The organism is Streptomyces anulatus, from assembly GCF_000721175.1.
Taxonomy (GTDB): domain Bacteria; phylum Actinomycetota; class Actinomycetes; order Streptomycetales; family Streptomycetaceae; genus Streptomyces; species Streptomyces anulatus_C.
Map to the genome: position 1 here is coordinate 1 of NZ_JOEZ01000076.1, position 5,876 is coordinate 5,876.

The window sequence follows — 5,876 nt, forward strand, 5'->3', positions numbered from 1 at the left end:
GCGCCGACGCCACCAAGCAACAGCCCGCCGCAGCCACTACCGACAACGGTCAACTGACCAACTCACCGGATAGATCACGAAACCGCACTGGAGTATTAGGACGGCGACAGGTCGTGGGGGCAGGCGCCGCATCGCTGATGAGATTGGGCATGGGCGGCCCGGGACCGGTCGCCCCTGCTGCAGGTGCGGGCATGCTGGAGGCGTCCCGCTCTCTGTTCACGCACTACCGGCGTCTGGGGCAGAGCGTCGAGCCCGGGTATCTGCTTCCCGGCCTGATCGCCCAGACACACACACTGCGGAAACTGTCCGTGCATGTCGATGACGGCACCCGCCGGGATTTGTTGGCGCTCGGCTCCCGCTACGCCGAGTACGTGGGCTGGCTGATGCAGGAGACAGGCGACGAGCACGCGGCACTCTGGTGGACCCAGCGCGCGGTGGATCTGGCAGCCGCCGGCGGCGACCACGCACTGGGCGGCTACGCATTGGTCCGCAGAGCGCTGATCACGTTGTACCAGGATGACGCGGCGCAGACGATCGCACTGGCGCAGCGGGCCCAGAGCGACACGCTGCCACCGCGGATCCGTGGGCTGGCGGCGCAACGCGAGGCGCAAGGCCATGCACTGGCAGGCGATCGTGACGCCTGTCTGCGCGCGCTGGACCGGGCCCGCACGCTCCTTGTCCGCAAGGACGGCGACGCCGAGACTCCGGTGATCGGCAGTATGCACCTGCCAGACTCGGTCGGCATGGTCACCGGCTGGTGCCTGGTCGACCTCGGCCGTCCGAGGGAGGCGGCTGAGGAACTGGACCGGCAGCTTGCCCTGGTCTCTCGGGACGCAGTCCGCACCCAGGTGCGGTACGGGATACGACGGGCTTTGGCCTATGCGTCGGACGGCGAGATCGACCACGCGTGTGCTGTGACGGAACCGCTTCTTGTCGGGGTAGCCACGGTCCGGTCCGCGACCGTCACGATCGATCTTCGGCGTCTCGCCCGTCTCCTGGCTCGGCATCCCACACACGCTGCCGTACGCCAGCTTGCTCCGCGCCTCGGCACCTTAACGCGCCCTCCCACATCCTGAAGAGAGGCTTAGAGATGACCGATGTATTCATCAACTACCGTACAGCGGACGGCGACAAGACGGCCGCCCTGATCGACCAGGAGCTCTCGCGCCGCTTCGGCAGTGGCCGGATCTTCCGTGCGTCGAAGTCCATCGCCCCCGGCCAGCCATACCCGAAGGAACTGCTGACAGGCCTGCGTCGCAGCGCGGTGCTTCTGGCTGTCATCGGCCCGGACTGGACGAATTTCCAGACCCGGCTGCGCGACCCTGAGGACTGGGTACGCAAGGAGATCATGGAGGCGTTCGACTGTGAGCTTGCCGTCGTCCCCGTACTTGACGGCCGGAAGACCGACCGCCTGAACAAGGCCGACCTGCCTGACGAACTGGCCTGGCTTACAGAGATCCAGTCCGTCCCGTTCAGCACACATGACACCGAGGCAGGTCTGAAACGCCTCGGCGACGTGGTGGCCGACATCGTCCCGGGTCTGCGCGACCTGGACCGGGACGCCGTCTCCCCGCTCGCACCGGACTCGGTGACCAACTCGATCGGGGACGTGAGCGGCACGGCCGTACAGAGCCGTGACTTCACCGGCGACGTCGGCGGCACCGTCATCAAAGCCTCCACCGGGCCCGTGCACACGGGCCAGGGCGACATCTACCAGAATTCCCGCAATGAGTCGGGTGGCCGGCACTTCTCGGGCAACGGGATGACGTATTTCGAGGGCGACCACCACGGTGAGATCAGGCACCGGTTCGGCGAAGCCCAAGAACATGAGGGCGACGACCGGTGAGCGAGCGCAGCGGCAGTACATGGGTCACCAGCACGAGCGGGGCCCTGCACAACGGCACCGGGGACATGTACGTCACCTTCGGCGCCGACCAGCGGAGCTCGGGCAGACCTTCCTTCCGGCGCGTCGCCGATGACCAGCTCGCGTGGCTTCGGCGCGTGCTTGTCGCTCCGCCCGGCATGGGGAACGCCCGCCTCCAACTGGCCAGCACTGGCACCGTGATCCTGGACGGCGCACCTGGCAGCGGCCGGACTTCCGCGGCCCGTGTACTCCTACGCGAACACCACACGGACATCGGCGCCTTCCGGGAGCTCTTGCCAGGCGAGGAAGGCGAACTGCCCCTCACCGACGCGGAGCTGGTCGAAGCCGGCGACCGCCTGCTGCTGGATATGTCGGCCGCCGAGGCCGAACGGTGGGCCGCCGCCCGGGCCAATCTCTCCGCCCTCCGCAAGGCCGTACACGAGCAGAACGCACATCTCGTGGTCGTCATGCCACATAGGGGAATCCTCGACTCCGACCTGCAGCAGTACAGGGTCGAGATTCAGCAGCCATGCCGCAAGCGGGTCCTGCGGCGGCACCTTCGCATGCATGGGGTACTGAGCGAGCAGTACCTCTGCCCGGATCCCACAGTCACAGAATTCGTCCGCGAGCAGAGGCCGCTGCGAGAGATAGCGGACTTCGCCGACCTGGTACGGCGTGCGCGCGAGGCCGCCGCGTGGGACGAAGGGTTCGCGCAGTGGTGCACGACTGCGCACAAGGCGCGGGCCGACCGGCGAGAAGAGGTCGCCACCCTCGTCGCAACGTTGGGTGACAGTCCTCAGAGGGCACTGCTGATCACCGTCGCCATGCTCCACGGCGCTCACGCCGACGTCATCCATCGCGCCGCTCAACTCCTGCTGACTACTGTGGGTCTGCCGCCCGACGATGTTCCGCTGCTCCAGCGTAAGGATCTCGCAGAGCGCTTGGCGGAAATCTCCGCCAGTGTCGGACCGGACGGTCACGTGCGGTTCGGGGAGTTGGACCACGACTCCGCGGTCCGCGCCCACTTCTGGGACCACATGCCCGACCTTCGCCAGTATCTGGGCATGTGGACCGCGCGCAGTGTGGCGCTGAACGGCCCGCACATCACCCAGGAGCTCCGCGACGGCCTCGTGGCGAAGCTGGCCAGGGAGTATCTACGGACGGGTCGCCCGGAAGGACTGGCGTCGCTGGCCGAAGCCTGGGGCTCGACGGCCGCGAGCAAGGCTGGGCTGGAGGCCGCCGTCCAAGCACTCACCTGTGGTCTCGGTGATCGGGTACATGCACGGAGCTTCCGAGGCTGGATCTACCAGTGGTGCACCGGCAAGCAGCTCAAGGAGCAATTCGCCCAGGTCCTGGTCCAGGTCTGTGCCGACGTCGTCGCAGCCGGCCACCCCGACCAAGCCATGCTCCGCCTGTACTACCTGGCTCGCCACGAGCACAGCGCCGGCAGCGCGCTGCAAGCGCTGAGTGACTTGATGGAGACAAGCCACCGACTGCGCCGTAGATTGCTCCGCCGGCTGGCACGCTCCGAACTCGCGCCGGCTGACCTCTGCATTTTCCTGCGGGTCGGCGTCGCCGAGGCGCTGACCGACCCGTACGACAACGGACGCACGCTGGTGGAGGAGGAGAGCGTGCAGTCGTCCGTGACCACCTGCTGGCGCGCCGTACTGAACGGGCTGCCTCGGCCGACATGGCAACCGTACGCGGAACGCTGGATGCACGCAGCGGCTGATGACGGGCACGAGGGTGACCTCTTGCTCGAACTCCTCGTCAGTGCCGCCGACCGGTGCGAGGGTCGACGCGGTGCAGCCTTCGCCGCGCTCTACGCGAGCGCCCGCGACGCCGAACGCACCGCGCCCGTCGGATCCTCGCGCGCCGCGCTCACTACCGACCTGCTACTTCAGAAGATCTGCTCAGCTCAGCGCCTGAGCGGCCCGACCACACCGCCTCGCGCGGAATCAACCAGGGGGACCGAACCATGACCACCGGACACAAGACGACAACCGTCTTCCTCACCATCCTGTGCGGTCTGGTGCTGACCATTTTCGGCCTGACGGAACAGTGGCCCACATGGGCTTGGCCGCCCCTTGCAGTGATCCTCGTCGCAGCCCCCGCCGTGGCTTTCAAAATCGCCGGGCGTCGCCGCGGCTCCGTGCCAGTCGCCTTCGAGGAACACCACACGGCGGCTCCCATCGAGCGCACGGAGCACCACGTCAGCCGAGTGGCACTTCCCAGTCATTGGCCCGACTATGACTTCTTGATCTCCGCGACTGTTCGCTGGTACGCCCTCGACGCTTCCCGTCCCGGCCGGGTACTGAACCCGGCGGGACTCGCCGTCGAATCCGTACTGGACCGTGCCCGAGTGGTCACCGAGCAGCGGGAGCCCGGTCGGGTCTCACTCGTCCAGCACGAGCTGAGCGGTGCGCTCAGCTCGCTGCTTCCTGACAGCACGGGGCAGCTCCACGCCATGGCGGAGGATGTGCGGCTCACCCTGCACGAGCACGACCAGGAACGCCTGGACAGCCTCGCCGGGGTACGCAAGGACCAGGCAGTCTGGGAGCACCAGCGGAAGTACGAGCAGAGTAAGCGCAAGTACCTGGGCGAAGACGTGCTGAAGGACACCGGCAGCGCCGTGGTCTGGTGGCTCGCCAAGAACGACGAAAAGGTCGAGAGGACTGTGGAAGACCTCGGCTTGCTCGCCCGGCTTACTTCCGCGGCCAACGACACCGACGTTCCCGAACGGCTGCGGGACCTCATCCCGCAGCCGCGTGAGGTGGAGGACGGCCAGGTGCTTGCGGATCGGCAGGCAGCCCCCTTCGGCCGGGCACCGACGGCCGCGGACCACCTCGCGGACGCGCTGACCGCTCTCGACCTCGAGGACGCGGACACCCAAAGGAGGTTGCTGGCCAAGCAGTTCGCCGACGCCATCAGGGACCAGGAGCAGCATGAGACGGCTGACGATCTGGTGCGCAGGTTCGACCCGCCAGCGGCCTTCACCCCAGACGACGGGGAGCCTCCGGACAGCCCGGGCGGCGCAAGCCGACCGCCGTCCGGGCTCTGACCCTAGGAGAAAAAGCAATGGAAACCGAGCTCGCCGCGCTTGCCGCCTCGGGAGCAACCACGTTGGTCTCACTGATGGTCACTGACTCCTGGACACAGGCGCGTGCGGTCGTCGGACGGCTCTTCTCGCGAGCTGATGCAAGCGGCACCATGATCGCCGACCTTGACGCCACACGAACCAGGCTGCTTGCCGCTGGCGTCGGCGACGCGCAAGCCACCCGTGAGATCACGGACCGATGGCACACCGACCTGTACAGGCTTCTGCAGACGGCCTCTGTCACCAGCGCCGAGCTGCATGAGGTGCTGACCTCTCTCCGGCAGCTGGTCGACACATCCGTGGCCCGCCCGGAACCCGTACACAACCACGTCAACGGTGGAGTTCAGCATGGCCCTGTGATCCAGTCAGGCCGGATCACAGGACTCACCATTCATGTCCATGACACCAGCGTCCCGGTGCAAGGGTGAGATGTGCACGAACCGGCCTCACTTACGGGCCGTCGGCTCAAGTGGTGCATGGCCCATGTTCCGGGCGGGGGTTCGTCGACGCCACACCCCCGGTCCGGCGCCCCACGTGGGCGCTCCACACTCTCGCCGCATGCTGCCGCCTCCGTGTCGACTGCCCTATCTCGACGCTGCGTACCGGGAGCCGTGCCGACATCCGCGCACAGCTCTCGCACCAATGCCGTGCCAGCCAAGCAGCCGGGGAGGCGTCAGGAGGAAGGAGCAAGGGGCACACATACCTCAATTGACGATGAGCTGAGCAAGACGCCACGGGACTCCGGTAGCGCAGCGATCAAAAGAGGTGCCCGCGCAGCGCATCATTGAGCAATGATGTTCACAGAGCGATCAAGACGGGGCCTTGACCCCTGATGTTGGACACACGAGACACTGGATCCTGAGGATCTGAGGACGGACATCTCGTGGTCATGAAGAACTACCCGCCTGAGTTCAA

Annotated in this window: 5 protein-coding genes; all 5 read left to right on the forward strand. The window is 66.9% G+C overall.

Translation table 11 applies throughout. The features are described from left to right. A partial coding sequence (locus IG90_RS0138400) for an NsdA family TPR-like regulatory protein (RefSeq protein ID WP_245170761.1) occupies positions 1 to 1,076 on the forward strand: 1,076 nt, incomplete at its 5' end. Between the two features lie 14 nt (positions 1,077 to 1,090). Beyond that, positions 1,091 to 1,846 carry a toll/interleukin-1 receptor domain-containing protein gene (locus IG90_RS0138405; RefSeq protein WP_030595814.1) on the forward strand — a complete coding sequence of 252 codons (756 nt, stop codon included), beginning with the start codon at positions 1,091 to 1,093 and terminating at the stop codon, positions 1,844 to 1,846. 65 nt (positions 1,847 to 1,911) lie between these two features. Continuing rightward, the gene (locus IG90_RS0138410) at positions 1,912 to 3,846 is read left to right on the forward strand and encodes a hypothetical protein (RefSeq protein ID WP_209443596.1); all 1,935 of its coding nucleotides are present in this window, start codon (positions 1,912 to 1,914) and stop codon (positions 3,844 to 3,846) included. Beyond that, positions 3,843 to 4,925 carry a hypothetical protein gene (locus IG90_RS45385; protein WP_206434051.1) on the forward strand — a complete coding sequence of 361 codons (1,083 nt, stop codon included), beginning with the start codon at positions 3,843 to 3,845 and terminating at the stop codon, positions 4,923 to 4,925. Before IG90_RS0138410 ends, IG90_RS45385 begins: the two co-directional genes overlap by 4 nt. 17 nt (positions 4,926 to 4,942) lie before the next feature. Next, entirely contained in the window at positions 4,943 to 5,389 is a 447-nt protein-coding gene (locus tag IG90_RS0138420) for a hypothetical protein (RefSeq protein ID WP_030595823.1), read from the forward strand. Positions 5,390 to 5,876 lie beyond the last annotated feature (487 nt).

Bases quoted from the DNA above. Each gene is read 5' to 3' on its own strand.
- IG90_RS0138405 (WP_030595814.1), top strand. From the start codon at position 1,091: ATGACCGATGTATTCATCAACTACCGTACAGCGGACGGCGACAAGACG.
- IG90_RS45385 (WP_206434051.1), top strand. From the start codon at position 3,843: ATGACCACCGGACACAAGACGACAACCGTCTTCCTCACCATCCTGTGC.
- IG90_RS0138410 (WP_209443596.1), top strand. From the start codon at position 1,912: ATGTACGTCACCTTCGGCGCCGACCAGCGGAGCTCGGGCAGACCTTCC.
- IG90_RS0138420 (WP_030595823.1), top strand. From the start codon at position 4,943: ATGGAAACCGAGCTCGCCGCGCTTGCCGCCTCGGGAGCAACCACGTTG.